The following is a 26,730-nucleotide window of genomic DNA, read 5'->3' on the forward strand; positions in this document are numbered from 1 at the left end:
TCGTCGCCGACTCGATGGGCGTAACCTATTAGGCCGGGCTATGCAATGGAGGTGATATGACATCGGTCCCCCGACGAGCGGCGTTTCGGTACGGATTCTACCTCTTCTCGTACTGGCTGATACTGGTGGCCGTCTGCGGCGCGCTGGTCGGCGGCGGCGTCTGGCTTCTCGTCGAGGGGAACGTCGGCACGCTCGACGTGAGCGCGGACGGCGCGTCCGCCGCGGCCGGCGGCTTCGCAGTCGTCCTCGGCGTCCTCGTCTACGGCGCCGGCCAGGCCGGTCTCGCATTCAAACTCGTCGCCGACGGCACGCGGGCGGGGGTCGTCGGCGCCGTGGGACCGTCCGACGATACCGAGAGCAACGCGGGCGAAGAGACCGACGCCGACGCGGAGTCGGAGTCGACGACCGAGGACAGCGCGGCCGCCGCGAGTCCGACCGGCGGATCCGACGACCCGCTGGGCGGCGACGGGAGCGCCGACGAGCGGCCGGAGCCGGAACCCCGGGACCGAGGGGCCGCCGCACCGCGGACCGGTCCCGCGGCGGCCGACGACGGGACCGAGCCCGACGAGCCGACCGACGGCGCCGTCGCGTCCCCGGCGACAGAGACGGACCCGGAGTCGACGCGGGCGCCCGGTGTCGACCCCGAAGCGACCGGCGGCGACGAGCGACCGACCCGCTCCGGTGACGACGACGCGGGCGCGTCCGAGGCCGGCGACGGATCCGACGAGACGACGGCCGACGAGTGGGTGTCACCGAGCGTGAGCGACGAGGTGCCGGGGACCGACGACGCGAACGAGCCCGACCCGCTTGCCGGGAAGGCCGGAGCCGACGGGGAGGCGCCGACCGAGGGAGACGCCGGCGACGGACAGGAGGAGCCCCCGGCGACGGCGGGCGACGCCGGGGGCTCGATGAGTGAGGAGTCGGGGGCCGACGACCCGTCGCGACCGGGACCGGAGTCCGAGACCGCCGACGCGGACGGGGCGGACGACGGCGCCGAGGACGCCAGAGAATCGCCGGAGGACGTGGCCAACGAGAGCGGTATCGCCGAGGAACTCGGATTCGGGCAGGCGGGCGGTCCAGCCCGAGGACCCGGAGACGCCGGCGCGGACGGGAGTTCGGACGCGGGCGGAGACGAGTCGGGTGCCGAGGACGGGACCGATCCGGCGGACAGGGGAGGCGCGGGCCCGAGCGACGGTCCGGCGCCCGGCGGCGACGCCACGCGGAGTCCCGGTTCGGACGCCGCGTCGGGCGAGTCGGCGGACGATCCGCTGGCGTCGGAGCCGGAGGACGATCCGCTGGCGTCGGAGACGGAGAACGATCCGCTGGCGTCGGAGACGGAGGACGACCCGCTGGCGCCGGGCGCCGACGACGACCTGTTCGCACCCGGCGACGGGGACGGCGAGCGGTCGGACCCGTCGACGGCGGCCGGCGAGGGCGATTCGGGGCCGACGGGGTCCGACGACGCGGCGACCGAGCCAGCCGACGATTCGGCCGCGTCCCCCGCTGACGGTTCGGCATCCCCCGCGGACGGGGAGGACGGCGAACCGGACGGTCCCGGTGGCGAGACGCCGGCAGCGGTCCCGGACGACCCGGACGAGGAGCCGGAGCCGTTCCCGCCCGACGACGAGGGCGGGACCGACGACCCGCTCGCACCGGGCGAGTCCGGGGACCCGCTGGCTCCGGGCGGTGGCGACGACTCGCTCGCGAGCGGGGGCGACGACCCGTTGGCGCCCGCGGCGGACGATGCGTCCGACGCCCCGACCGGAGCCGGCGAGGAGGCCGAGCCGGACGACCCGCTGGCGCCGGGGTCCGCCGAGGGTGAGCCCGCGACCGATCCGGACGTGGTCGACGCAGGCGAGGAATCGTCCGAGAGCGACGGCGGCGACGACGGCGACGGCGGCGCCCCGGGTGCGGGCGTCGTCGACGGTCCCGGCGATGGGGACAGCTCCGGCGACGACGGAGACGACTCGGAGACGGACGGCGAGGACGGCGGCTGGACGACCGGGCCGGGTCACGTCGGCGAGGAGTGACAGTTCGCGGAGACGAGTCGCACGCTTTTTAAAACCTCGCCGTATAGGTGGAAGTAACCGAGCATACGGCCGCCCGGGTGCGGAGTGGGCGGCCGGCTGACGCATCGGACGCCGATGCGGACTGCGCTCCGACCGCGCCGGTGACGCGTGGGCCGTCGGGAACGCCCGACGGCTCGCGGGTCGGTCGACCGGAACGGTCCGGAGCGGGGCAGTTACGCGAGCGTCCACTGTTCGCCGGTCGCACCGCCGTCGCGGGCGAGCCTCCCTCGGAGTGCAAACCATGGAAATCGAAATCGCAACTATCGGCGGCTACGAGGAAGTCGGCCGCCAGATGACGGCAGTTCGCGCAGGCGACGACGTCGTGGTGTTCGACATGGGCCTGAACCTCTCGAAGGTCCTCATCCACGACAACGTCGAGACCGAACGGATGCACAGCCTGGACCTGATCGACATGGGTGCGATCCCGGACGACCGCATCATGTCCGACCTGGAGGGCGACGTGAAGGCCATCGTGCCGACACACGGCCACCTCGACCACATCGGTGCCATCTCCAAGCTCGCACACCGCTACGACGCGCCCATCGTCGCGACGCCCTTTACGATCGAGCTGGTCAAACAGCAGATCAAGGGCGAGGAGAAGTTCGGCGTCCAGAACGACCTGGAGAAGATGGAGGCCGGCGAGACGATGTCCATCGGCGACAAGAACGAACTGGAGTTCGTCAACGTCACTCACTCCATCATCGACGCGATCAACCCGGTCCTGCACACGCCCGAGGGCGCCATCGTCTACGGGCTGGACAAGCGCATGGACCACACGCCGGTCATCGGCGACCCCATCGACATGAAGCGGTTCCGCGAGATCGGCCGCGAGGGCGAGGGCGTCCTCTGTTACATCGAGGACTGCACGAACGCGGGCAAGAAGGGCCGCACGCCCTCCGAGTCCGTCGCTCGCCGCCACCTCAAGGACGTGATGTACTCCCTGGAGGACTACGACGGCGGCATCGTCGCGACCACCTTCTCCAGTCACATCGCTCGCGTGAAGAGCCTCGTCGAGTTCGCCGACGACATCGGTCGCCAGCCGGTGCTGCTGGGCCGCTCGATGGAGAAGTACTCCGGCACGGCCGAGCGACTGGACTTCGTCGACTTCCCCGACGATCTGGGTATGTACGGCCACCGCAAGTCCGTCGACCGGACGTTCAAGCGGATCATGAACGAGGGCAAGGAGAACTTCCTGCCGATCGTGACGGGCCACCAGGGCGAGCCCCGCGCGATGCTCACCCGCATGGGCCGCGGCGAGACCCCCTACGAGATCGACGACGGCGACAAGGTCATCTTCTCGGCGCGGGTCATCCCCGAACCCACGAACGAGGGCCAGCGCTACCAGAGCGAGAAGTTGCTGGGCATGCAGGGCGCGCGCATCTACGACGACATCCACGTTTCGGGCCACCTGAACAAGGAGGGCCACTACGAGATGCTCGACGCGCTCCAGCCCCAGAACGTCATCCCCGCTCACCAGGACATGTCCGGGTTCTCGGACTACGTCAACCTCTGCGAGAGCGAGGGGTACAAGATGGGTCGGGACCTGCACGTCACGCGAAACGGCAACCTGATCCAGCTGGTCGAGTAGCATGAGCAGACAGTCCCAGGCGGCCGTCGAGCGGGCCATCGTCGCGCGCCGCGAGCGGGTCAACCAGGCGGTCCCCGAGGAGCTGCCGGTCGACGAGCCCGAGCGGCTCTACGAGGCGGCGCGCTACCTGCTCGACGCCGGCGGGAAGCGACTCCGTCCGACCGTCGTCCTGCTGGTCGCGGAGTCGCTGGCCGACGTGGACGCCGACCCCGAGACCGCCGACTACCGCTCGTTCCCCGCGGAGGGCGGCACCGTCGACGTGCTCAAGGCCGCGGTCAGCGTCGAGGTCATCCAGTCCTTTACCCTCATCCACGACGACATCATGGACGACGACGACCTGCGCCGCGGCGTCCCCTCGGTCCACCGCGAGTACGACCTCTCGACGGCGATCCTCGCCGGGGACACCCTCTACTCCAAGGCCTTCCAGTACCTCGTCGAGACCGGCGCCGCCCCCGAGCGCACCAACGCCGCGCTGATGGAACTGGCGACGACCTGCACCCAGATCTGCGAGGGGCAGTCGCTGGACATCGACTTCGAGTCCCGCGACGCCGTCGCCACCGACGAGTACCTCGAGATGGTCGAGCTCAAGACCGCGGTGCTGTACGCCGCGAGCGCGGCCATCCCGGCCATGCTCGTCGGCGCCGATGACGAGGCCGTCGACTCGCTGCACGGTTACGGCCTCGACGTGGGCCGCGCCTTCCAGATCCAGGACGACCTGCTCGACCTGACGACGCCCAGCGAGAAGTTGGGCAAACAGCGCGGGTCGGACCTGGTCGAGGGCAAGCAGACGCTGATCACCCTGCACGCCCGCGAACAGGGCGTCGACGTGGCGGACCTCGTCGAGACCGACTCCGTCGAGGCCGTCGACGAGGCCGAGATCGAGGCCGCCGTCGAGCGCCTGCGCGAGGCGGGGTCGATCCAGTACGCCCGCGAGACCGCCCGGGACCTCATCGCCAGCGGCAAGGACAACCTCCGGGTCCTCCCCGACAACGAGGCCCGCGCCCGACTGGAGGACATCGCCGACTACCTCATCGAGCGCGAGTACTGACTGGCGGTCGAACCCAACGCGGTTTTCACGCGGGGGCCAGAAGTCCCTCCCAATGGACGACGACGTACGCGAGCAGGCCGAGGAGGCCGCGGAGGTAAACGCCCTCTACAACGCGCTGAAACACGACAGCGACGCACAGGTCGGGGCGATCATGGGCCCGCTGATGGGGCAGAACCCCGAGTTCCGCGAACACGGCGACGAGATGGCCGGCGTGGTGGCGCCGGTCGTCGAGCGAGTCAACGGGATGGACGCCGCCGAGAAACGCGAGCGGCTCGCGGACCTCGCGCCCGAGCGCGTCGAGGAACTCGACGCCGAGGACGAGGAAGACGACCAGGCGCTCCCGGACCTGCCGAACGCCGAGGAGTACGACGAGGTGCGGATGCGCCTCGCGCCGAACCCCAACGGGCCGTGGCACCTCGGGAGCGCGCGAATGCCCGCGGTCATCGGGACCTACAAGCAGATCTACGACGGCTGGATGCTGTGTCGGTTCGACGACACCGACCCCGAGACCAAGCGACCGGACCTGGACGCCTACGACGAGATCCTCGACGCCGTCGACTACCTCGGCTTCGAACCGGACGAGGTGATCAAGGCCAGCGACCGCGTCGATATCTACTACGACCACGCGCGAGAGCTGATCGACCTCGGTGGGGCCTACACCTGTTCGTGTTCGGGCGAGGACTTCTCCGACATGAAAAACTCGGGGGAGGCCTGTCCGCACCGCGACAAGGACGCCGAGACGGTCCACGAGGAGTTCGACGCGATGGTCGACGGGGAGTACGACAGCGGCGAGATGGTCCTGCGGGTCAAGACCGACATCGAGCACAAGAACCCCGCGCTCCGGGACTTCGTGGCCTTCCGGATGATCGACACGCCCCACCCCCGTGAAGAGGCCGCCGACTACCGCTGCTGGCCGATGCTGGACTTCCAGAGCGGGATCGACGACCACCTCACCGGCATCACCCACATCGTTCGCGGGATCGACCTGCAGGACTCGGCGAAGCGACAGGCGTTCGTCTACGACTACTTCGGCTGGGAGTACCCCGAGGTGGTCCACTGGGGCCACGTCCAGATCGACGCCTACGACGTGCCGATGAGCACCTCGACCATCATCGAAAAGATCGAGGCGGGCGAGCTGACCGGGTGGGACGACCCGCGCGCGCCCACCATCGCGAGCCTTCGCCGACGGGGGATCCGCGGCGAGGCCATCGTCGACGCGATGGTCGAACTCGGGACCTCCTCCTCGAACGTCGACCTGGCGATGTCGTCGATCTACGCGAACAACCGCGAGCTGATCGACGAGGAGACCGACCGCGCCTTCTTCGTCCGCGACGACGGCCCCGGCACCGAGGGGAGCGTCGAGCTGTCGGTCTCGGGCGGCCCCGACGAGGGCGAGCCGCTCGTCCACCCCAACCACGAGGACCGCGGTCGCCGCTCGATCCCCGTCGAGGGCAGCGTGGTCGTCGAGGCCGCCGACCTGCCGGCCGACGGCGAGCGCGTGTGGCTCAAGGGCTACGGCTGCGTCCGCTACGAGGGCGAGGAGTTCGTCGCGACGGGCGACGATCTGGCGGTGGTCCGCGAGGGCGACGTGGACGTGATCCACTGGGCGCCGGCCGACGGGCCGCGCCTGCGCCTGCGGACGATGGACGGGGACGTGACCGGCGTCGCCGAGCCGGGCGTCCTCGACTACGAGGCCGACGACCTGGTCCAGTTCGAGCGCGTCGGCTTCGCCCGCATCGACGACCCCGGTGACGACCCCGCCGTCGCGTACTACACCCACCCGTGAACGCCCGCGCCTGTTCGGTCGTCCCCGGACCGTCCGGGACCGAACGGGCGATCGAGTGTCACGAAACGAGTGACAGTCCGGCTGAGCGCCCGTATTCAGAATCGATAACGCTGCATGATGTGTCATGCTGGGCCGCTTTCGGGCGGGACGTGTAACACGGAAGCGTTGTCTATATGAGCGTCATCGCCGAGATTAGCATTCCCGCGACGGAGTTCGAGCTGGGACGTATCATGGACGTGTCTGATTCGGGGACGGTCGAACTGGAGTCGCTCGTCCCGACCGGCGAGCGGGCGGTCCCCTTCTTCTGGGTCTACGGTGCGGACTTCGAGGCGTTCGAGGAGACCGTCTTCGCGGCTCCGTCGGTCGACGACCTCGTCCAGATCGACACCTACGACGACCGCATTCTCTACACCTTCGAGTGGTCCGTCGAGAACGACGCCGTCTTTCGCGCCGTTCGAGCGGTCAACGCCTACATTCTCAACGCGACCGGGACCGGCGACTCCTGGCGGTTCGAGCTGCGCTTTCCCTCCCACGACGCGATGTCGGCCTTCCAGGAGCGCTGTCGCGAGGGCGACATCGGCTTCGAGGTGATCCGCGTCTACAACCCGAGCAAACCCGATCTGGGCCCGTGGTTCGGGCTGACCGAGCGCCAGCGCGAGGCGATCGTCCTCGCCGTCGAGGAGGGGTACTACGACATCCCCCGCGACTGCACGACGGTCGAGCTGGCCGAGCAGCTCGGCATCTCCGACCAGGCCGTCACCGAGCGACTGCGACGGGCGATCGTCAGGCTCGTCAGCAACACCATCCTCACCTCGCCCGAGACCTGACGGCGGTCGCGCGGTCGGAGCGACTCCGCTCGCGACCGACCGCCGTTCGGCGCCGCTCGCACCCGAATCGGCCGGCGTCGCGCGGTTCGACGGGAGCAAGGTTTACGGTGGCCCGGGCGGTGAACCTAGGTACCCATGGCCATCGATCCGGAGTTCGAGAACAACCGCGAGATCGCCGAGGAACACGAGGGACACAACGTCTGGGGCCCCGTCGAGGAACCGGAGACGCTGGGCATCCACGGCACACACGTGGCCGTCGACTTCGATATCTGCCTGGCCGACGGCGCCTGCCTGGAGGACTGCCCGGTCGACGTCTTCGAGTGGGTCGACACGCCCGACCACCCCGAGAGCGAGATCAAGGCCGACCCGGCCCACGAGGACCAGTGCATCGACTGCATGCTCTGTGTCGACGTCTGCCCCGTCGACGCCATCGACGTCGACCCCGGCCGCGCCGGCCGCATCTGACGCGACCCGGTTCGGTGGCCGGCCGCCGTCACGTCCCGCGTTTTTACCGGTCTCTTCCCGAGTAGTTGCGACGCCGTCGCCGATTCCTTCGATACGTCGCCCGAGCGGCCCCGTCTCCGCGATCCGATCTCGATCACGGGACGCGTCCCGGATCCGTGGTTTCGATGGACGAAAAACTTACCCATTATCCACTCGGCTACCAAACTGTGTGATACCAATATGCATAGCGTCGTACTGACCAAAGGCGTCCCCGACTTCAGGGAGGGCCAGGTCTCCTTCGACGAGGACGGCCACCTGGAGCGGGGGAAGACGCCGACGGTGATGAACCCGAACGACAGACACGCGCTCAGGGCGGCGCTGCAGACGAAGGTCCGCAAGGGCGGCACCGTCTCGCTGATGAGTATGGGGCCGCCGGGCTACATGGAGGTCCTGCAGGAGGGCATGCGGGACGTGTACGCCGACGACCTGTACCTGCTCTCGGACCGGGAGATGGGCGCCGCCGACACCTGGGCGACGGCGATGACCGTCGCCACGGGCATCCAGAAACTCGACGACCCGCCGGATCTGGTGTTCGCGGGCTTCAAGACCGCCGACGGGGAGACGGGACACACCGGCCCCCAGACGGAGTGGTGTCTCGACATGCCGCTCGTGACGCACGTCATCTCGCTCGATATCGACGAGGACGAAGGGGTCCTCAGGGCCAAGCGTCTCGTCGAGGGCGACGTGGAGGAGATCGAGACCGTCGAGGCGCCGCTGCCGGCGTTCGTCGTCGCCGACCCGGAGTTCGAACCCACGTATCGCCGGGCCGACCACCGGCTGAAACACAAGGACCTGCGCGAGACGACACGGGAGCGGGCCGACGAGTTCGGGGAGTTCCTCGACGACGACTCGGACCTCGATCCGACCGACTGGGACCGATTCACGATGTGGAACCACGAGGCGCTGAACCTCGACCCCGACTACATCGGGCTCGACGGCTCACCCACTATCGTCGCCGGCGTCGACCCCATCCCGAAGGCCCCCAGCGAGCGGGAGGCGACGGTTGTCGACCCCGACGACGACGCGGCCATGGAGAGCGTCGTCGACGAACTCGCGCCGTACGCGGGGGGTGACTGACGATGCCGGAGATAGACCCGACAGACCACGAGATAGCGGAGCTGGGCCCGAAAGTCAAGGATATCGACGACGCCGACGAGCTGCGGGAGATGCTGGAACTGGAGGAGGAGGGCGAGGACCGGCCTCCCGTGAAGACGCTCGTCGAGAGTCGCATCGAGAAACTGGAGGAGGACGAGGAGGAGATCGACCCCGAGTCGGTCGATCTGTCCGATCTCACCGTCGCGGACATCGCGAACCTCGTGCGGGATGTCGACGACGTGGCCGTCCTCGAAGATATGCTGGAGCGCGAGGAGGACGGGCAGGACCGCAAGACCGCGAAGGGACAGATCGAGGACCGCATCGAGTCCATCGAGGGCAGCGACGACGAGGAGGGCGAGGAACTCGAATACGTCCCGCCCGAGGAGAAACACCCGGATCTGGACCACCCCACCGCGGACAAGCAGTGGGTCGAGCGCCTGGAGGACGCCGAGTACCGCGACATGTGGGTCTACTGCGAGACTCAGCACGGCGAGCTCATCGACGTGTCCACGGAGATGCTCGGCAAGGCCCGCCAGCTGATGGACGACTACAACGACCAGTACGGCGGCGACGAGGACGGCGAGCCCGAGGACGTGGTTGCCGTCCTGATCGGCGACGAGGTGACCGACCTGACCGAGCAGGTGATCGAGTTCGGCGCCGACCGGGTCGTCTCCCTCGAAGACGACCGGCTGGAGCGCTTCCGTCACGAGCCGTACACGGAGATCTTCTGCTCGATGGCCCGCGCGGGCGGGCAGGTCGCCGACGAGGGCCACGAAGACGTGGACTGGAAAGAGTACGACGAGCCCAGATACACCGTCTTCCCGGCGACGAACAACGGCCGGGATCTGTCGGCGCTCGTCCAGGGCGAACTCGACTCCGGGCTGGCCTCGGACTGCTCGGGCCTGTACATCGAGGAGGCGATGATCTCGAATCCCGCGAAGACCGGCAAGCCCGGCGACAGCAAGGAGTTCGAGCGTATCCTGCACATGAAGCGCCCCGATTTCTCCGGGTTCGAGTACTCGACGATCCTCTGTATCGACAAGCCGTTCCGCGACTTCCACCCACAGGGCGCCTCCGTCATTCCGGGGAGCTTCGAGATCCCCGAGGCCGACCCCGAGCGCGAGGGGGAGGTCGTCGAGTACGAGATGGATCTGGACGACGACTGGTTCGGCGTCGAGGTCACGGAGTTCGACACGCTCGACTCGGGGATCGACCTGACCGGTCACGACGTGGTCGTCGCGATGGGGCGCGGGATCGGCGACTCCCCCACCGAGGGGATCGAACTCGGGCTCGACCTCGTGGACGCGTTCGACGACGCCGCGTTCGGCCTCTCGCGAGGGGTGATCACCTCCTCGTACAACTTCGAGGGCCACGTCGAGAGCTACATCGGCGAGGACCGCCAGATCGGCGAGTCCGGCCAGGTGGTCGAACCCGACGTGTACGTCGCCGCGGGCATCTCCGGGGCGATCCAGCACAAGGTCGGGATGGACGAGTCCGACACGATCGTCGCGATCAACACGGACCCGGACGCGGACATCCGCGGGTTCTCCGACTACTACATCGAGGGCGACCTGTTCGAGGTGTTGCCCCGCCTGACCGAGGCGGTCGAGGCGGGCGAACTGGCGACGGCGGTCGCGGAGGCGAGCGACGACTGACTATGACGGACGACTACGAACACTACGAAGCGGTCGTCGTCGGCGCCGGCCCCGGCGGCGCGGCGGCGGCCGCCACGCTGGCGCGCAACGGTATCGAGACGCTGGTCTTAGAGCGCGGTGTCGACGCCGGCTCGAAGAACGTGTCGGGCGGGCTCCTCTACGCCGAAGAGTCCTCGCCGTACACGATCGACGAGCTGTTCCCCGGGTTCCGCGAGGAAGCGAGCGACCGCGAGGTGACCGAGCACTACATCCACAACGTCGCCGGGCGGGACGTGAAGACCTTCGACCTGGGCGATCTCCACCACCACGACACGGAGTGGGCCGACTCCGTGCTCCGGCGGAAGATGGACTCGTGGCTCGCCCGCGAGGTCCACGAGATGACACGCGAGACCGGCGGCGGACTCCTGACCGAGGTGCGGGTCAACGGCCTGCTCCGGGAGGGCGCGGAGATCGTCGGCGTCACCTGCGACGAGCTGGACCCGATCAAGGCCGACGTGATCATCGCGGCCGACGGGGTCAACTCCGAACTGGCCCGCGACGCCGGGCTGATGGACTGGGAGGAGCCCGAGGAGTGGTTCCAGGGCGTCAAGGCCGTCGTCGACATGCCCGAGGGCGCCATCGAGGACCGGTTCAACGTCGATGAGGACGAGGGGGTCGCCCATCTGTTCTCGGGCGACCTGTTCCGGAACGTGCGGGGCGGCGGGTTCCTCTACACGAACGACCAGTCGCTGTCGATCGGGACGGTCTTCCACCTCGACTCGATCGCCGACGAGCGCGCCGAGCCCCAGCAGCTGCTCAACAACCTGCTGACTCACCCGCTGCTGGCGGACTGGCTCGGCGACGAGTACGACGAACTGGAGTACTCGGCGAAGCTCGTCCCCGACTCGAAGAAGGTGGCTCACCCCTCGCCCTACCGCGACCGCCTGCTGCTCGTCGGCGACGCCGCCGGCCAGATGCAGGCCCAGGGCCCGATCATCAAGGGGATGAACCACGCCGTCACCGCGGGGGCGCTGGCCGCCGAGGCGTTCGTCGACGCCAGATCCCGCGGCGATACGGACGCCGCCGGCGAGCGCTACGTCGCCAAGCTCGAAAACGAGGGCGTGATGGACAAGCTCCGGCCCACCCGCTACAAGACCCTGGGCAAGCTCGGCGAGGTCGGCCCCGTCGCCTCGGCGATGAACGCCGTGACCGACTCCGTGGTCGGCCGCACGGCGATCTCGGCGCTCGGGGACCGCGCAGAGGCGCTGTTCAACTCCCCATTCCTGATGGGGATGCTCCCGGACACGCGGATGGGCTACGTCACCGTCCCGACCGTCATCGCCGAGGAGCTGGGCGCGCCCGTCGAGGGCGTCAACACCATTGAGCCGCCGGAGCTGGACGACCGGATCGGCGACCTGACCTACGACATCGACGAGGGCAACCCCCACATCGAGCTGCGGGACAACTCCTTCGCCGCCAGCGGGACGGCGGTGACGGCCTGCCCGGTCAGCGCGAAGGAGTTCGGCGGCGGCTGCTACCGCGACGAGTACGTCGGGACGAACGGCTCCGAGGAACACGTCGTCAGCCTCGACACCCAGCCCTGCGTCGAATGTGGCACCTGCGCCGTCGTCGCCGACACCGACTGGACCCACCCGCGCGGCGGCAAGGGCGTCGAGTACGAACAGGGCTGACGGATTCGACCGCTCACACCCGCTTCCCCACCGCTTTCCATGCCATCGAAGTACCGCGACCGCATCGACGAGTTGGCCGACGAGGCGGCCGCCGCCAGGGAGTCGTTCGACCCCCCGGCGGACCCGCCCGACGAGGAGCGCGCGGTGGCCGTCTGCCGGGAGGGCGTCGGCGAAGCCGTCGCCGTCTACGTCGACGCCCGCTCGGGCGAGTGGGACCGCTTCGGCGAGGCGGAGTTCGAACGGCTGGAGCGGGCGCTGAACACCTACCTCGAACTGTACGCCCGCTGTTACGGCGTCGAGATAACGGCCGACCGCTCCGTCCGGACGGCCGCCGAGGCGCTGCTGGACACCCACGACATCGCCGACGTGGCCCGTATTCTGACCGGCGTCCCCGACCGCGACGCCGAGTGAGTCCGCCGCGGGGCCGCTCGTCGCCCGACGCGATTCGATCTTGATCGACCGTGACAAACGCTAAGTGTCGTGGCGTGGTATCTATACACATGGAGCTCACAGCGGAGCTATCGTTCGACCACGACGACCGGCGCGACATCTACGACTACGTCGAGCGCCACGGGTCGGTGAAGCCACAGAAGGCTCGTCGGGCGCTGGAGATGGAGCCGCGGGCGTTCGGCCACCACGTCGCCATCCTCAAGCGCGACGGCGTCCTGCTGGAGTCGGAGGGGGAGCTGCGGATCGCCTACGACGACGAACTCGAGGAGGAGTTCAGCTCCGACGGGTTCGAGGTGACGATCCGCCGCGCCCGCGAGGAGGACCTGACGGGGCTGGTGGGCGTGATCCGCCAGGCCATCGGCGGTGGCACCTACGTCGACGCCGAGACGGTCGCCGACGTGGTCGAGTCCGAGGACGTGCTGTTGCGCCACAACGAACTGCAGTCCCGCGTGTTCTTCGTCGCCACCGTCGACGGCGAGGTCGTCGGCTGGGTCAACCTCAACACCCACGAGACGGCGAAACTCGACCACACCGCCGAGCTCACGGTCGGCGTCCTCGAACAGTACCGCGGCCACGGCATCGGGAGCGAACTCCTCGAACGCGGCGTCGAGTGGGCCAGCGACAACGGCTACGAGAAGATCTACAACAGCGTCCCCGACGTCAACGAGGGGGCCATCGACTTCCTCGAAGCCCACGGCTGGGAGGTCGAGGCGGTCCGGGAGGACCACTACAAGATCGACGGCGAGTACCTCGACGAAGTGATGCTCGCGACGACGGTCTGAGGCGTTCGACGGCTCCCTCGCGGTTCGGCGACCGTCCGCTCGGAAGTCGCGGGAGGCGAACGGATCGTTCGGTGACGATTCCCCGAGCCACCACGGTAGTCTTTTATACGACGTTCTCACAAAGTCGTAGTCGATGACGGTCGACGACGAGGACGAACTCGATACGGCGTTCGAGCTGCTCGCGGACCGACGGCGACGAGCGGTCGTCGAGTTCCTCCGCGCGGCGCCCCGCGGGGCGCTGGACCTCCCGGCGCTCGTCGACGCCGTCGCGACGGAGTGCCAGGAGGACCCCGACGCGCTCGCGTCGTCGCTCCACCACCGCCACCTCCCGAAGCTTGACGACGCCGGCGTCGTCGAGTTCGACCGCGAGGAGGGCGTTGTCAGCTACGACTCCCACCCGCTCGTCGAGCGGTGTCTCGACGTGGCCCAGTCCTACCGCTCGGACCAGTGGATGCGCCGCTCCTCGAAGTCGGACTGACCGCCCGGCCGCCGCGGTACTCCGCTCACTCGGCGATTCAGGGCCACTCCTCGTCGCGCCCGTCCAGCGGGTCCGCGACCACGCCGTCCTGCCGGGCGATCACCCGCGCGTGGCCGGCGCAGACCCGCCGGTTGTCGGCCCAGGGGACGTGCAACTCCACGACCGCCTCGGCCTCGCAGCCGTCCTCCGCGCACTCGACCATACCCCCGCTTCGAGCGCCGCGAGGGTAGTCTTTGGTGGCTACTCCGGAACGGTCAGGACAGGTGAGCGCTGTTACGGTTGTGGGTGGTGGTGCGGTAGCGGTTGGCGCGTGCTGTCGAGCGTGCCCGCCTCCTGGCGGGCCGCTCGAAACAGTCGCGCGAGGGATGAGCGGGGGGAACGGAGTGACGGAGCGAATCGGCTGGGGAGGCTCGTGGCCGTCTGCGGTCGCTGTACGGGGCGGTGCGGTTGCGGTCCTGGCGGACTGAACGGGCGAGGCGCGCTCGCGCCCGGTAGTCGCCTGAGCGGGCACTATCCGCGCGGGCTGTGCGGAGAGCGCGGATATCCCGCCTCAGCGACCGCGAGCGCGCCGAGGGCTTTCATCGTTCACCGTTCCCTGCGGTCGCGACTCCGGCTAGCGAGCGCGGCGAGGGCTTTCACCGCCTGCCGTCTCCTGCAGTCACGATTGTCCCCGCTTCTTCCACGAAGGATCAACTCGAAACCACTACTCAACAAGCGCGCGTATCGCTCGCTATCGCCCGCCGGACCCCGACACCTAATTACCCGGCGCGAGTGGCCTCCGGTAATGGCGAGCAGTCGCTCCGGACTGGTCGGTGACGAGCGCGGCGGCGTCGAGCGATGGGTCGTCTGGCTGGTCGCGCTCGCCGTCGTGGGCGGGCTCGTCGGCTCGGTGGTCTACCTCGACGACGAGCTCCGGCGCGACAGCCCCGGCGCCGACTTCTCGGTGTCGTTCGACGCCGACGCGGGCGCGTTGACGGTCGAACACGCCGGCGGCGACGCTATCACCGACCGGACGACCGAGCGGCTGTCCGTGGCCGTCCTCGACGGCTCGACCGGGACGAGCGAGGAAGTCGTCTGGGTGAGCGACTCCCCCAGCGCGACCAAGCGCGGGGTGGGGTACCCCGTTCGGCCGGGCGACTCGCTGACGGTCGACGACCCCAGCGTGGACTCGAACGGCGACGGGAGCTACCTGGACGCCGAGCGCAGCGTCGGCTTCTACCTGGAGTCCGGCGACAGCGTTCGGGTCGTCTGGACCGGCTCGATGCGCGGGACGACCCAGACCGTGACGCTCGCGAACGCGACGCTGGAGTGACCGAGTTCGTTCTCCGAGTGGATGTGAGGGCCGAATTTGGCAGCGTGCGCTGGAAGCCCTCAACGCGCTCGCTAGCTGGAATCGGTACCGCACTCGACGGCGGGCGTTGAAAGCCCTCGGCCCGCTCGCGGTCGCTGAGCGACATATCCTCGCGGCCGGAGGCCGCTTCGGATAGGGGTCGCTCAGGCGACTGAACTGCACGCGAGCGCGCCTCGCCCTTTCAGTCCGCCAGGGAGATTCTTGTCGTGGGGCCTCAGAACGGCGGCTGGTCAAACAGGCGTGAGCCTCACACCTCCCCAGCCTCTTGCGCTCCGCGCGCCTGCGGCGCGCGGTGCTCATCCCTCGCGCGGCTACGGTCGCGCGCACGAGAGCGCGCTCCAGCGCGCGCCATCTGGAAATTTCCTCGTCTCGATCCGTTCAGACGCCCTTCCGCATGAGATGCGAGCGGAGCACGTCGTTCTCCTTGGCGCCGGCGACGGGGTTGACGAGCACGACGGTATCGTCGCTGCCGAGGTGGCCGCCGTCGGCCAGTTCCCGGGCCGCTGCGGCGCCGACGCCGCCGGTCGCGCTGGCTTCGATGCCCTCGGCGTTGAGCTGGACCGCGGCCTCCAGCGCGTCGTCGTCGCTCGCGCCGACGGCCCAGCCACCGGTGTCGCGCACGGCGTCGAGGGCGAGCGCGCCGCCTGCGGGGTCCGGAACTTCGAGCGCGCCGATCAGGGTGTCCGGGCGCTCCCACTCGGCGGTCTCGTCCGCCCCCTCGTCGTCGGCGGCGACGACCGGGGCGCAATCCTCGGGCTGGGCGACGTGGAGCGCGGGGGCGTCGTCGACGAGCCCCACCTCTTGCAGTTGCTCGGCGGCGAGGTGGCTGCCGACGACGCCGAGGCCGTGCCCCGTCGGGTGGACGACCGCGTCGGGGACTTCCCAGTCGAGTTGCTCGACGACCTCGAACAGGAGCGTCTTGGCGCCCTCGTGGCGGTAGGGGGTGTCGAAGGGTGCCAGCGAGTGCCAGTCGGCGTTGTCGTCGTCGGCCATCGCGCTCTCGAAGGCGTCGACGGCGTCGGGGTAGCGGCCCTCGACGACGCTCATGTCGCCGCCGTGGACGTTGGTCATGGCCTTGGCGACGAACGTCGAGCGCGTCGGGACGAACGCCTCCGATTCGAGGCCCGCGCGAGCGGCGTAGGCGGCGGCGCTCTGGCCGGCGTCGCCGGTGGTCGGGAGCGCGACCTTCTCGGCGCCGTGGTCGCGGGCGGCGGTCGCGGCCAGCGCGGTCCCGCGGTCGGCGGTCGTGCCGGTCGGGTTCGCCCCCTCGTCTTTGACGTAGACGGCGCCGACGCCGAGTTCCTCGGCGAACTCGGGGGCCGGGATCAGCGGCGTCGTCCCCTCGTCGAGAGTCACGAGGGCGTCTGCGGGGAACGGCAACAGGTCCGAAAACCGGGCGAGGCCGTCGAAGCGTGCCGCGGCGAGCGACTCGCGGGTCACGTCGGCGGCCGCGGCGTCGTAGCTCGCGCGGAGGACGCCGCCGCAGTCGGGACAGCGCCGCGGGGCGGCCGCGGGGTCGTGGGTCGCCGCACAGTCGACGCAGACGAGGCCGTCGAGCGACGTGGTGGTGTCCATACCCGGTGCGCGGGCTCGGATCGACTAAGCACTGTTCGTTCGCGGCCGTCGACGGGGCGAACGCGTTCGCGTCGCGGAGCGACATCCGTTCGCGAACAGCGGGAGACGGTGGCCACGCCGGCGACCGGAGACAGGGGGCGTTTAGTGGGTCGGGCCGAAGGTAGGGGCATGAGCGATATCGTCGTCGTCGGTGGCGGACTGGCGGGCCTGGTCGCCGCGCGACGCCTGGCCCGGGACGGCGCGGACGTGACGCTGTCCGAGCGCCGCGACGAGTTGGGGGGACGCGTCCGCTCGCGCGAGGTCGACGGATTCACCCTCGACCGCGGGTTTCAGGTCATGTTCACCGCCTACCCCGCCGTCCGCGAGGAACTCGACCTCGACGCGCTGGACCTGCGCACCTTCGCCCCCGGCGCGACCATCGCCCGCCCGGACCACCGCTCGACGCTCGCCGACCCGTTCCGGGCGCCGCTTTCCGCTGTCGAGTCCGCGATGAACCCCGACGTGACCCTGATGGACAAGGTCCGGGTCCTCCAGCTCCGCCGCGAACTCGGCAACGCCGACCCCGCCGAGCTCCTCGACGGTTCGAGCGAGAGCATCCGCGAGTACCTCGACGGGAAGGGCTTCTCGGAGAAGTTCGTCGAGAACTTCGCCGCGCCGTTCTACGGCGGCATCACGCTCGACCGCTCGCTGTCGACCGACGCCGGGGTCTTCCGCTACACCTTCTCGATGCTGTCGCGCGGGAACACCGCCGTCCCCGCCGACGGGATGGGCGCCATCTCCGACCAGCTCGCCGCCCGCGCTCGCGACGCCGGCGTGTCCATCGAGACGGGGGGCGAGGTCACCGCAGTCGAAGGAGCCACCAGCGACGGGACCGACGGCGGGGCGACCGTCGAAGCCGGCGGCGAAACCGTCGACACCGACGCAGTCGTCGTCGCGACGGACCCGAAGCGCGCCCGAGAACTGACCGGCGTCGAGTCGGTCCCAACTGACGCGCGTGGCTGCGTCACCCAGTACTTCCGGACCCGCGAACACCGCTCGCTCGACACCGGCCACCGGCTCGTCCTCAACGCCGTCGATAGCTGTCCGAACACCGTCGCTCCGCTGTCGACCGTCGCGCCGGAGTACGCGCCCGACGGCCACGCGCTGCTCTCGGCGACGACGCTGGGCGTTCCGGACCGAAGCGACGAGGAACTCGCGACCGCCGTCCGCGACGCGCTGGTCACCTGGTACCCCGAACACCGATTCGACGACCTCGAACTCCTCGCGACCGACCGCGTCGAGTTCGCCCAGTTCGACCAGCCGCCGGGCTTCCGCGAGGGTCTCCCCGCCGTCGACGCGCCCGACGGCCCGGTCTACCTCGCCGGCGACTACACCCAGTGGTCGTCGATCCAGGGCGCCCTGGAGAGCGGGCAGATTGCCGCCGAGACGGTCTCGGACGAAGTCTGAGTCGCTGGTCCGACAGTCAGATCAGTCGCCCGCGGTCACGCCGGTACTCCCCGACCCGTCGACGCGCAGCGGGTCGTCCGCCCAGTCGACGGCGACGTTGTGCCGCGAGCAGTACGGCGCCAGCGACGACGCCGAGACGAGCCCGCGGTAGACGCCGTCGTCGACGACCGGCAGGTGCTTCACGCCGACCGAGCGCATCCGTTCGGCGGCCTCGAACACGGTCGCCCCGGAGGGGATCGTCGTCACCGGCGCGGACATGATCGCCCGCACCGACGGCCGTTCGTCCGTCTCGGCGACCAGCGCGACGATGTCGCCCTCGGTGACCACGCCGACGACGGTCTCCGAGTCGAGGACGACCAGTGCCGACACGTCGGGCGCCCGCAACCGCTCGGCCGCCTCCGTCACCGGCGTCTCGGGCGTGATCGTCCGCGCGGTCGGGGTCGTCACCGCCTCCACGGTCGTTTCGATCATCTGTAGTAATTGCTACCAAACTACGCTACTTAACCTTCATGGACATACATCCTAGACGCCCTAGTATTATTGTCATACACACATTATAAACGCGAGAAAAGCGCACTTTCGATCGGCTCTGGGACGAATAATCGGACGGAGCCGATCGGCGTCCTGCCCCCGTCACAGCATCCGGGAGAACTGCCCGAGCGGCGGGAAGGTGAGCGTCTCCTCGCTCTCGGGGTCGAAGACGACGGGTCGGTACTGGGAGATTCCGGTGACGAGCGGGGACAGCTCCGGCCGGGACGCACCGAGGCGGCCGCCGACCGAGAGCCCCTCGACCAGCCGATTGAACGAGGGCAGGACGAGCACGTCGGAGCGCCGATATGCGCCGTCGCCAACGAGGAAGCAGGGGCGTTTCTGTCCCTCGATCTCGATGGCCGGGTGGTCGTGGCCGACGACGTAGGCGTCGGCCGGCGTGTTCGGTTCCTCGTGGCCGTGAGTCACCACGACCGTCTCCGCCCCGTCCGTGTCGAGTTCGTACTCGTCGTGCAACTCGCCCGAATAGGCCGCGCCGAGCATCGTGTCGTGGTTGCCCTCGACGACGACGAGACGCGCGCCGGCCTCCCGAACCGTCCGGACCACGCCCGACAGCGCCTCGTCGGCGGTCTCGGGCACGTAGTCGAACGAGTGGAACACGTCGCCGGCGAGGACGACTTCTTCGGGCTCGAAGCGGTCGAGGAGCCCCTCCAGGCGGTCGACGCAGTCCTCGCCGGCGCCGATGGGGAACTCGACGGTCGAGGCCTCGCCCTTCCCGAAGTGGGTGTCCGCGACGAGGAGCGTGCCGTCGATGTACGCCGCCCGGTCGCGGTACGTCGGGTCCATCGCCCGACTCTCGGCGCCCGGTGGGCAAATGCCTGACGCACCCGGTCGGTCCGCGGGGCGCTCCCTACTCGTCGGGGGCCGGGTCGCCGTCCGCGGTCGCCGCCCGGTACTCCGCGGCGGTGACGGTGAACCGATGCACGTCCGCCACCGAGCCGTCCATGTTCACCTCGTAGTTCCGCAACAGCCCTTCGCGGCGACCGCCGTGGGCTTCCACGTACCGCGAGACCGCTTTCCGGGACTTCTCGTTGCCCTCGTGGACGCAGACGACGACGGCGTCCAGGTCCAGTCGGTCGAAGGCCACGTCCATCAGCGCCGCCGCGCGCTCGCCGGAGTAGCCGCGGCCCCAGAACGGCTTGCGGAGCCACGCGCCGAACGTCGCCGTCTTCGCGTCCCAGTCGACGCCGATACCGGTGAGACCCGCGAACTCCCCCGCGCCGTCCTCGCCGGGTCTCGGTCGGACCACGTACGTCGCGCCCTCGCCGTTCTCGCGCTCGTCGGTGACCAGTTCGAGGAACTCCTCGGTTTCCTTCGGCGTCCCGTGAGCGTCCCAGGTGACGTGTTCGGTGATCTCGTCGATGTGCGGAGCGCTCTCGCCGGTGTGTTCGTACAGCTCCAGCGGGTCGACCGACTCGGTCGTCGCCGGGTCGAGGACCAGCCGCTCGGTCTCGACGCGCTCGGGGAAGAGGTCTGACATACTCCGACGGCGGCGGGCCAGCGGAAAAGCGCTTTCCCGGGTGTGGGAGTCAGTGACGAATGCGACCGGCGCGACGACCGGGCGCCGGCGGGGAGATTTATATCGGCGGGGTCCCCAGACGGGAGTATGGTCGACGTCCTCGCGAACAAGCGCGCGGCGACGCGCTTTCGCGTCCTCGTGGAGATCGCCGAGCGCCAGCCGGCGGTCAGCCAGGGCGAGATCGCCGAGGCCGTCGGGGTGACCAGCCAGGCCGTCAGCGAGTACATCCGCGACCTCGTCGAGGACGGCCTCGTCGAGAAGCAGGGCCGCTCCCGGTACCGCGTCACCACCGAGGGCGTCGACTGGACGCTCCAGGCCGCCGCGGACGTGCGCCGCTTTTCGGAGCACGTCACCGACGACGTGCTGGGCTCCGTCCAGGAGGACGCCGCGATCGCGACCGACGCCATCGCCGAGGGCGACACCGTCTCCCTGTCGATGCGCGACGGCCTCCAGCACGCGTCCCCCGTCACCCCCGACGAGACGACCGAGACGGCCGCCGCCACCGGCGTCGCCACCACCGACGCCACCGCCGGCGAGGTCGTCGGCGTCACCGGATTCGAGGGCGTCATCGACCTCGATCCGGGCGAGGTGCGCGTCCTCCAGGTCCCGTCGATCCGCTCGGGCCGCCCCGACGACGACCGCCTCGACGACCTGGCCGACGCCTGCGAGGGTGCGGACCTCGTCGTCGCCTCGGGCGTCGAGGCCGTCGGCGCGCTCCGGTCCGTGGGCGTCGACCCCGCGACGTACTTCGCCGCCGGAGAAGTAGCCGCAGACGCCGCCTCCCGCGGGCTCTCGGTCGTCGTCGTCGCCATGGCCGACGGGGTCGGCCGCGTGACCGACGCCCTCCGCGACACCGGCGTCTCCTACGAGGTGAGATGATGACCGACGAACTTGACACAGCAGTCGAGGACTTCCTCGACAGGACCGACGCAGCGCTCTCCGAATACGACGACGGCTACGCCGACGCCGACGCGACACTGCGCGTCGTTCGAAACCACCTCGCCGACCTGCGCGAGGCCGCCGAAGAGGAGTGACCGAACCGCCGTCCGGGAGCCGGCGGGCTTCCAGCGGCTCGGTCGACGCTGATTCACCCCCGAATGCGAGTCCCTCGCGGCTCGCCTCCGTACGGTTCGCCGGGACAACACGGATAACGGAGCCACGCGAACCACTCGCACATGACAGACGTAGTGATAGTCGACGGCTCGCGGACGGCCCACGGCGCGATGCTCGGCTCGCTCTCGGACGTGCGCGCGCCGGACTTGGGCGCGACGGTACTGGAGGACCTGATCGACCGCTCGGGGGTCGAACCCGTGGATCTGGACTGGGTCGGCCTGGGCAACGCCGTCCAGGCCGGCGTCGGCCAGGTCCCCGCGCGGCAGGCGGTCACCCGAGCGGGGCTCCCCGAGAACACGCCGGCGACGACCGTCAACGAGGCGTCGGGGTCGGGGCTGCGCGCCATCACGCTCGCCGCGGACCGCATCGCGGCCGGTCGGGCCGACATCGCCGTCGGCGGCGGCATGGAGTCGATGTCCAACGCCCCCTACCTCCTCCGGGAGCTGCGCGAGGGGCGCCGGCACGGCGACACCGAACTCGTGGACTCGATGATCTTCGACGCGCTCTGGGACGTGGGCTACGACGCCCACATGGGCGAACTCACCGAGCGACTCACCGAGGCCCACGACATCTCCCGGGAGGAACAGGACCGCTACGCGCTGCGGAGCAACCGCCGCGCCGCCGAGTCGGTCGAGGACGGCCGCTTCGACGAGGAACTCGTCCCCGTCGAAGTGGACGACCGGCTCGTCACGACCGACGAGGGGCCGCGGGCCGACTCTTCACTGGACCGACTCGGGCAGCTCCCGCCGGCCTTTCGTGACGAGGGGACCATCACGCCCGGGAACGCCTCGAAACTCGCCGACGGCGCAGGCGGGGTCGTCCTCGCCAGCGCGGAGGCCGCCCGCGAGCACGGGCTGGGTCCGATGGTCCACGTCGAGGACTACGCCGTCGCCTACCGCGACCCCGCGGAGTTCTCGCAGGCGGTCGGCGACGCCATCGAGAACCTGCTCGACCGGAACGAACTGGCCGTCGACGACGTGGACCACTACGAGGTCAACGAGGCGTTCGCCGCCCAGACCGTCTACGTGCGCGACCGGCTGGGCATCCCCGAGGAACGGCTGAACCCCCTCGGCGGCGCGGTCGCGCTGGGCCACCCCATCGGCGCCAGCGGCGGGATACTGACGACGACGCTCGCTCACGCGATGGTCCGGGAGGACCACGACTACGGGGTGGTGGGGATGAGCGTCGGCGGCGGCGGCGCGGTGATGGCGTTGCTGTCGCGGTGAGGTGTCGTCGGACGGATCGCGCGCTCGTATTTCGCTCCGTGCTCAGTACAGGGTGTTGTGGTTGCAGTGCGGTCGGCGCGTGCTGTCGAGCGTGCCCGCCTCGTGGCGGGCCGCTCGAACTAGCCGCGCGAGGGATGAGAAGCGCAGCCTGCGAGCATCGCAAGAGGCTGGGGAGGTGTGAGGCCGTCTGCGGTTGCTGTCGCGGTGCGGGTGCGGTCCTGGCGGACTGAAAGGGCGAGGCGCGCTCGCGCTTGCGTGGTCGTCTGAGCGGGCGACTATCCGCGCGGGCGGTGCCGAGAGCGCGGATATCCCGCTCAGCGACCGCGAGCGCGGCGAGGGCTTTCATCGCTCACCGTCAAGTGCGGTCGCTGGCGGTCGACTTCCTTTCACGACTCATCCAACAGAAACCACTCCTCAACAAGCAACTCGAACCGAACGCGAGCGGGTAGGTCACTCGAAGGCGGCGGCGAGGACGGCGTCGTAGGCGTGTTCGTAGGCGTCGGCGACGGCCGCGGGGTCGCCGCGTTCGGCCTTCGACAGGGGCGGCAACCGGGCGTCGGCCTTCGGTTCGATCAGGTCGGTCACGTCGCCGACACGCTCCTCCAGTTGGCCGGCGTCGGGGCCGCCGCTGGCGATGGCACAGCCCTTCGCGTAGCGGTCGCCGTCGTAGACGCGGACCCGGCCCGGTTCGACCACGGCGACGGCGTCGGGGTCGATCTCCCGGAAGGGGCGGGCCACGTCGGCGTAGGACTCGACGACCGCCCGCTCGGTCGCCTCGATCTCCGCGAGCAGCGACCGCTGTTCGGGCAAGTGCCGGTCGGTCATCAGCTCGTTGAACTCCTCGACCGAGGAGACGCGCGGCGCGTCGGCGAGCGGGAGCGCCTCCCGGACCGAGTCGGACAGTTCGACGGTGCCGTTGACGACGAACAAATCGCCGACGCGGTCGACGAGGAACTCCCGGTCTTCCTTCCCCAGCAGGCCGGTCCCGCCGCCCGGGCTGGGTCGCCAGAGTCGGTGGACGGCGTTGATGTCCTCGGGCGTCACGTCGGCGGCGCTGGCGGCGGCGAGCTTCCGGGCGTCTTTGCCGTAGAGTCGCCCGTCGGCGGTCGCTTGCAGGAAGTCGTCGTGGTCGAACCAGTAGTCGTTGCCGGCGCGGGGTTTGAACCCCACGGCGCCAGTCCGGGCGACCAGTCCCGTCGAGAAGGTGGTCTTGCCGGCGTCGACGCGGGCGCCGCCGGCGACGAGCAGCCTCATCGCTCGCGCTCCCGGTTCCGGTCCCGCTCGCGCGTCATTGCTCGGTCGTACCCTCGGCGTCGACGCCCGGCGCGAGCCCGTAGTAGCCCGGTTCGCCGTCGGCCTCGGGCTCGGCGAAGACGAACTGCTCGCTGTGTCCCATCATCCACGGGATGGCCCAGTCCAGCAGGACGTTCTCCGTCTCGATGTCCAGTTCGGCCTCGGCGTCGAGCCCCTGGAGCAGGCGGCCGATCTCGTAGATGGTGTAGAGCTGGTCAGCGTCGAGGATCTCCGCCGGTTCGTGGAACTCCAGCGGCCGCAGGTCGTCGAACTCTGACTTCGGTCGTGGCATGGACTCGGCTACACCCGGTCGACGCCTAAAGCCCTCGAAACGCCACGAGGTGTGTCGCGACCGTTCCGAGCGAGCGACGAGCCGTCGGCTGACCGGTCGGGCGCGAAAAAATTGCGATGGTGAACTGACTCGTCGTTACTCGAAGTGGCCGACGGCGGTCTCGTACTGGTCGGCGACCTCGTCCCAGTCGACGACCTCGAAGAAGGCGTCGATGAAGCTGCCGCGGTCCGGGCCGTAGTCGTAGTAGTACGAGTGCTCCCAGACGTCCAGCGCCAGCACGGGGTGTGCGCCCCAGAGCGCGCCCTGGTCGTGCTTGTCGACGGCCACGTTGCGCAGCTGCTTGGCGACCGGGTCGTACACGAGCAGCGCCCAGCCACCGGCGGCCGAGGCCGCGGCCTCGAACTCGCCCTTCCAGCCCTCGTAGGAGCCGAAGTCCTCCTCGATGCGGTCGGCGAGGTCACCCTCGGGTTCGCCGCCGCCGTTCGGGGACATGTTGTCCCAGAACAGCGTGTGCAGATAGTGACCGCAGCCGTTGTGGGTGACGTTGCCCAGCGCGCCGGCAGAGGAACCGAAGTCGCCCGCCTCGCGGTTCTCGGCGAGTGTCTCCTCGGCGGATTCGAGGCCGTTGACGTACCCCTGATGGTGGGTGTCGTGATGCCACGTGAGCACCTGCTCGCTGACGTGCGGCTCGAGCGCGTCGTAGTCGTACGGGAGCGGCGGAAGCTCGGGATCGGAATGTTCTGGCATAGATATCTCCTCCACTCTAGCGGTCGGCTGGATACCTGTTAAAGTTTGAGGAACTGGATGGGTGGAACTGTCTCACACGGACGGTTCGGCTGGAGCCTGACCCGCGTCCCGCGGCGGAATCCGTCGCCCAGCCGGCCGCCCGCGATCCCTCAGTTTCGGGAGGGGTCGACCCGGTCGGTGCGCGCGGTCACCCGCAGTGGTCCTCAGTCGTCGGCCCGCGCGCGTTCGAACATGTCGATGGCCTGCTCGCGGCGCTGGCCGTGGTCGACGATCGGTGCCGGGTAGTCGGGCGCGAGCATCTCGCGGCGACCGGCATCCAGTTCGTGCCACTCGTGGATCGCGTCGGCGGGCACGTCCCGGAGTTCGGGGACGTACTCCCGGATGTACTCGGCGTCGGGGTCGTAGCGTTCGCCCTGGGTCATCGGGTTGAACACGCGGAAGTAGGGTTGGGCGTCGGTCCCCGTCGAGGCGGCCCACTGCCAGCCGCCGTTGTCGTTGGCGGTGTCGTGGTCGACGAGCTTCTCGCGGAACCAGTCGTAGCCCTCCCGCCAGTCGATCAGCAGGTCCTTCGTCAGAAACGAGGCGACGATCATCCGCACGCGGTTGTGCATGTACGCCTCCGCCCGCAGTTGGCGCATCCCCGCGTCGACGATGGGATAGCCCGTCTCGCCGTCCTTCCAGGCCTGTAGCGCCTCGGGGTCGCGGTTCCACTCGATCGGCCGCTCGTAGTCCTTGAAGTTCTCCGTGACGACGCTCGGCTCGTTCCAGAGGACGTGGTGGTAGAACTCCCGCCAGGCGAGCTGGGACTCGAACTCCTCGGCGGAGTCGTAGTCGGCGCCGGCGACCACGGACTTGGCCTCGCGGACCGCCTCGTGGACCTCCCGGATGCCGATGGTACCGAACTTCAGGTGGGCCGAGAGCCGGGACGTGCATTCGTCGGCCGGGTAGTCCCGCCGGTCGTCGTAGTCGTACACGTCGCCCTCGCAGAAGGCGTCGAGGAGGTCGCGGGCGACATCGGTCCCGGCGGGCGGCACGTCGGCCTCGGGTTCGTCGAACCCCAGGTCGTCGAGCGTCGGGAGCGACTCCTCGCCGTCGAGGTCGACGAGGTCGGACTCGTCGAGTGTCGGCGCGGGGGCTTCCTTCTCGCGGTCGCGCCACTTCTTCCAGAAGTAGGTGAACACGGAGTACACCTCGCCCTGGTTGGTGCGGATCGAGCCCGGTTCGTGGAGCAGGGCGTCCTCGACCGAGCGACGGGCCACGTCGGCGTCGTCGAGCGCCCGCCGGACGGCCGCGTCGCGCTCGCGGCCCAATCCGGAGACCTCCGCGCCCCACGTGACGGCGTCGGCGTCGAACTCCTCGGCGACGGCGGGGACGACCTCGCAGGGGTCGCCGCGGCGGACGACCAGATCGCTCCCGCGGTCGCGGTACCACGCCCGCAGCGAGTCGAGCGCGTCGAGCATGAACGCGACGCGGGGCGGTCCGGCGTGGGCGAGCACGTCCCGGTCGAAGACGAACAGCGGGACGACCGGTCCGTCGGCGGGCACGTCCTCCAGTCGCCCCGCCGCGGCGGCCAGCCCCCGGTTGTCCGCCGTCCGGAGGTCCCGGCGGTGCCAGTGTACTCTCATACAGGGACGACGCCGGACTCGCCCCTCAAAGTACCCCCAAAC

Annotated in this window: 26 protein-coding genes; 17 read left to right on the plus strand and 9 right to left on the minus strand. The window is 69.8% G+C overall.

What is annotated here, in order from left to right; translation table 11 throughout:
* The first annotated feature begins 56 nt into the window (after positions 1 to 56).
* From HZS54_RS23250 to HZS54_RS23305, 12 genes are all read left to right on the plus strand, one after another.
* Positions 57 to 2,030 carry a hypothetical protein gene (locus tag HZS54_RS23250; protein WP_179919460.1) on the plus strand — a complete coding sequence of 658 codons (1,974 nt, stop codon included), beginning with the start codon at positions 57 to 59 and terminating at the stop codon, positions 2,028 to 2,030.
* Between the two features lie 280 nt (positions 2,031 to 2,310).
* On the plus strand, positions 2,311 to 3,657 hold the full coding sequence (locus HZS54_RS23255; RefSeq protein WP_179919461.1) for an RNase J family beta-CASP ribonuclease: 1,347 nt from the start codon (positions 2,311 to 2,313) through the stop codon (positions 3,655 to 3,657).
* Position 3,658: 1 nt separating this feature from the next.
* The gene (idsA3, locus tag HZS54_RS23260; protein WP_179919462.1) at positions 3,659 to 4,705 is read left to right on the plus strand and encodes a geranylfarnesyl diphosphate synthase; all 1,047 of its coding nucleotides are present in this window, start codon (positions 3,659 to 3,661) and stop codon (positions 4,703 to 4,705) included.
* Between the two features lie 52 nt (positions 4,706 to 4,757).
* Positions 4,758 to 6,491: a glutamate--tRNA ligase gene (locus HZS54_RS23265; protein ID WP_179919463.1), complete on the plus strand. Its 1,734-nt coding sequence runs from the start codon at positions 4,758 to 4,760 to the stop codon at positions 6,489 to 6,491.
* A 173-nt stretch (positions 6,492 to 6,664) separates the two neighbouring features.
* On the plus strand, positions 6,665 to 7,318 hold the full coding sequence (locus HZS54_RS23270) for a helix-turn-helix domain-containing protein (protein WP_179919464.1): 654 nt from the start codon (positions 6,665 to 6,667) through the stop codon (positions 7,316 to 7,318).
* Between the two features lie 135 nt (positions 7,319 to 7,453).
* A complete protein-coding gene (locus tag HZS54_RS23275) occupies positions 7,454 to 7,783 on the plus strand; it encodes a 4Fe-4S dicluster domain-containing protein (RefSeq protein ID WP_179919465.1) in 330 nt (109 codons plus the stop codon).
* 219 nt (positions 7,784 to 8,002) lie between these two features.
* Positions 8,003 to 8,899 (plus strand): electron transfer flavoprotein subunit beta/FixA family protein, encoded by an 897-nt coding sequence (locus HZS54_RS23280; RefSeq protein ID WP_179919466.1) that lies wholly within the window; start codon positions 8,003 to 8,005, stop codon positions 8,897 to 8,899.
* Positions 8,900 to 8,901: 2 nt separating this feature from the next.
* Positions 8,902 to 10,572, plus strand: coding sequence for an electron transfer flavoprotein subunit alpha/FixB family protein (locus tag HZS54_RS23285; RefSeq protein ID WP_179919467.1), 1,671 nt, complete (start codon positions 8,902 to 8,904; stop codon positions 10,570 to 10,572).
* A gap of 2 nt (positions 10,573 to 10,574) precedes the next feature.
* Complete coding sequence (locus HZS54_RS23290; RefSeq protein WP_179919468.1) at positions 10,575 to 12,242, plus strand: FAD-dependent monooxygenase; 1,668 nt, start codon at positions 10,575 to 10,577, stop codon at positions 12,240 to 12,242.
* A gap of 39 nt (positions 12,243 to 12,281) precedes the next feature.
* On the plus strand, positions 12,282 to 12,653 hold the full coding sequence (locus HZS54_RS23295) for a DUF8055 family protein (protein WP_179919469.1): 372 nt from the start codon (positions 12,282 to 12,284) through the stop codon (positions 12,651 to 12,653).
* A gap of 89 nt (positions 12,654 to 12,742) precedes the next feature.
* Entirely contained in the window at positions 12,743 to 13,474 is a 732-nt protein-coding gene (locus HZS54_RS23300; protein WP_179919470.1) for a GNAT family N-acetyltransferase, read from the plus strand.
* 133 nt (positions 13,475 to 13,607) lie between these two features.
* Complete coding sequence (locus HZS54_RS23305) at positions 13,608 to 13,952, plus strand: DUF7344 domain-containing protein (protein ID WP_179919471.1); 345 nt, start codon at positions 13,608 to 13,610, stop codon at positions 13,950 to 13,952.
* Positions 13,953 to 13,989: 37 nt separating this feature from the next.
* Here HZS54_RS23305 and HZS54_RS23310 read toward each other — a convergent pair whose 3' ends face one another.
* The gene (locus HZS54_RS23310; protein ID WP_179919472.1) at positions 13,990 to 14,154 is read right to left on the minus strand and encodes a DUF8014 family protein; all 165 of its coding nucleotides are present in this window, start codon (positions 14,152 to 14,154) and stop codon (positions 13,990 to 13,992) included.
* 582 nt (positions 14,155 to 14,736) lie between these two features.
* Between HZS54_RS23310 and HZS54_RS23315 the strand changes: the two genes are divergently transcribed.
* Positions 14,737 to 15,264 (plus strand): hypothetical protein, encoded by a 528-nt coding sequence (locus HZS54_RS23315; RefSeq protein WP_179919473.1) that lies wholly within the window; start codon positions 14,737 to 14,739, stop codon positions 15,262 to 15,264.
* A gap of 417 nt (positions 15,265 to 15,681) precedes the next feature.
* Here HZS54_RS23315 and HZS54_RS23320 read toward each other — a convergent pair whose 3' ends face one another.
* Positions 15,682 to 16,878: a threonine synthase gene (locus tag HZS54_RS23320; protein WP_179919474.1), complete on the minus strand. Its 1,197-nt coding sequence runs from the start codon at positions 16,876 to 16,878 to the stop codon at positions 15,682 to 15,684.
* Between the two features lie 168 nt (positions 16,879 to 17,046).
* Between HZS54_RS23320 and HZS54_RS23325 the strand changes: the two genes are divergently transcribed.
* A complete protein-coding gene (locus tag HZS54_RS23325; RefSeq protein ID WP_179919475.1) occupies positions 17,047 to 18,324 on the plus strand; it encodes an NAD(P)/FAD-dependent oxidoreductase in 1,278 nt (425 codons plus the stop codon).
* A 21-nt stretch (positions 18,325 to 18,345) separates the two neighbouring features.
* On the opposite strand, the gene HZS54_RS23330 is transcribed toward HZS54_RS23325, so the two are convergent.
* The 3 genes from HZS54_RS23330 to HZS54_RS23340 all read right to left on the minus strand — a co-directional run bounded on the left by HZS54_RS23330 (position 18,346) and on the right by HZS54_RS23340 (position 20,353).
* Positions 18,346 to 18,795: a CBS domain-containing protein gene (locus HZS54_RS23330; protein ID WP_179919476.1), complete on the minus strand. Its 450-nt coding sequence runs from the start codon at positions 18,793 to 18,795 to the stop codon at positions 18,346 to 18,348.
* Positions 18,796 to 18,957: 162 nt separating this feature from the next.
* Entirely contained in the window at positions 18,958 to 19,659 is a 702-nt protein-coding gene (locus tag HZS54_RS23335; RefSeq protein WP_179919477.1) for a metallophosphoesterase, read from the minus strand.
* A 64-nt stretch (positions 19,660 to 19,723) separates the two neighbouring features.
* Positions 19,724 to 20,353 (minus strand): GNAT family N-acetyltransferase, encoded by a 630-nt coding sequence (locus tag HZS54_RS23340; protein WP_179919478.1) that lies wholly within the window; start codon positions 20,351 to 20,353, stop codon positions 19,724 to 19,726.
* Between the two features lie 126 nt (positions 20,354 to 20,479).
* Here HZS54_RS23340 and HZS54_RS23345 point away from each other — a divergent pair, with 126 nt between their 5' ends.
* The 3 genes from HZS54_RS23345 (at position 20,480) to HZS54_RS23355 (ending at position 22,731) form a co-directional block, all read left to right on the plus strand.
* The gene (locus tag HZS54_RS23345; RefSeq protein WP_179919479.1) at positions 20,480 to 21,271 is read left to right on the plus strand and encodes a DUF7839 domain-containing protein; all 792 of its coding nucleotides are present in this window, start codon (positions 20,480 to 20,482) and stop codon (positions 21,269 to 21,271) included.
* Entirely contained in the window at positions 21,271 to 21,426 is a 156-nt protein-coding gene (locus HZS54_RS23350) for a hypothetical protein (RefSeq protein ID WP_179919480.1), read from the plus strand. The genes HZS54_RS23345 and HZS54_RS23350 overlap by 1 nt, the downstream gene beginning before the upstream one ends.
* Positions 21,427 to 21,567: 141 nt before the next feature.
* Positions 21,568 to 22,731 carry a thiolase family protein gene (locus HZS54_RS23355; RefSeq protein WP_179919481.1) on the plus strand — a complete coding sequence of 388 codons (1,164 nt, stop codon included), beginning with the start codon at positions 21,568 to 21,570 and terminating at the stop codon, positions 22,729 to 22,731.
* A gap of 450 nt (positions 22,732 to 23,181) precedes the next feature.
* On the opposite strand, the gene HZS54_RS23360 is transcribed toward HZS54_RS23355, so the two are convergent.
* The 4 genes from HZS54_RS23360 to HZS54_RS23375 all read right to left on the minus strand — a co-directional run bounded on the left by HZS54_RS23360 (position 23,182) and on the right by HZS54_RS23375 (position 26,688).
* Positions 23,182 to 23,985 (minus strand): ATPase, encoded by an 804-nt coding sequence (locus HZS54_RS23360; protein ID WP_179919482.1) that lies wholly within the window; start codon positions 23,983 to 23,985, stop codon positions 23,182 to 23,184.
* Positions 23,986 to 24,019: 34 nt separating this feature from the next.
* Entirely contained in the window at positions 24,020 to 24,316 is a 297-nt protein-coding gene (locus tag HZS54_RS23365) for a DUF5827 family protein (RefSeq protein ID WP_179919483.1), read from the minus strand.
* 135 nt (positions 24,317 to 24,451) lie between these two features.
* On the minus strand, positions 24,452 to 25,063 hold the full coding sequence (sod, locus tag HZS54_RS23370) for a superoxide dismutase (RefSeq protein ID WP_179919484.1): 612 nt from the start codon (positions 25,061 to 25,063) through the stop codon (positions 24,452 to 24,454).
* Between the two features lie 203 nt (positions 25,064 to 25,266).
* Positions 25,267 to 26,688 carry a cryptochrome/photolyase family protein gene (locus HZS54_RS23375; protein ID WP_179919485.1) on the minus strand — a complete coding sequence of 474 codons (1,422 nt, stop codon included), beginning with the start codon at positions 26,686 to 26,688 and terminating at the stop codon, positions 25,267 to 25,269.
* Positions 26,689 to 26,730: the final 42 nt, after the last annotated feature.

The organism is Halosimplex pelagicum (genome assembly GCF_013415905.1).
GTDB classification, from domain to species: domain Archaea; phylum Halobacteriota; class Halobacteria; order Halobacteriales; family Haloarculaceae; genus Halosimplex; species Halosimplex pelagicum.